Below are 684 nucleotides of genomic sequence, written 5' to 3' on the forward strand. Positions count from 1 at the left end.
AATAAAGGTACAAATCAAAAGAATATATGTTATGAAATATACAAGAAATCACATTCGGAATTCATTTTTTGGGTTGCTTTTTCATATTCTAAAGTTTTATAAATAAACATATATATAATGTAGATTTGCTTTTTCTGTGAAAACTGAGTGGCATTTATATGTTAAATGTAGCTCAGTTTTTAGTAATATTTTTCTTTATAGAATATGTAATTATAAAGGTGGTACATATGAATATTAAGAACAAAAAGATTTTGTTTATTCAATCGGGCATTCCATTTTATTATCCAACATTAGAATCATCTATTTATAACGGTCTAAAAAAAAATGTACAAACTGTTACAATGGTTTCTAGTAAAGATGCTATGAAAACTGCATTTAGGATAAAACCAGATTTTGTCCTTGTTTTAAACGGTTTAAATGAGGATTTTAAAGATATTATTCCTATATTTAAATCCCATGGTTTTAAAGTAGGAGTATGGTTAATAGATGATCCCTATTACTCTGATCTTACACAACATATTGTTCTTGATTATGATTATGTATTTACGCAAGATTCTGGAATCATTGATTTTTATAAAAAAATAGGTTGTAATCGTGTATTTTATGTACCTTTAGCATCAGATCCAAGTATATACAAACCAACTCACAATCATTCCTCTTATAAGTATGATATTAGTTTTATAG

At 25.7% G+C, this 684-nt stretch carries 1 protein-coding gene; it reads left to right on the forward strand.

Annotated elements, in window-relative coordinates; translation table 11 throughout:
* Positions 1 to 227: 227 nt before the first annotated feature.
* On the forward strand, positions 228 to 684 hold a 457-nt coding region (locus DN403_RS30955; protein ID WP_179958969.1), incomplete at its 3' end, for a CgeB family protein.

The organism is Bacillus sp. AY2-1 (assembly GCF_008368965.1).
Lineage (GTDB): Bacteria > Bacillota > Bacilli > Bacillales > Bacillaceae_G > Bacillus_A > Bacillus_A thuringiensis_S.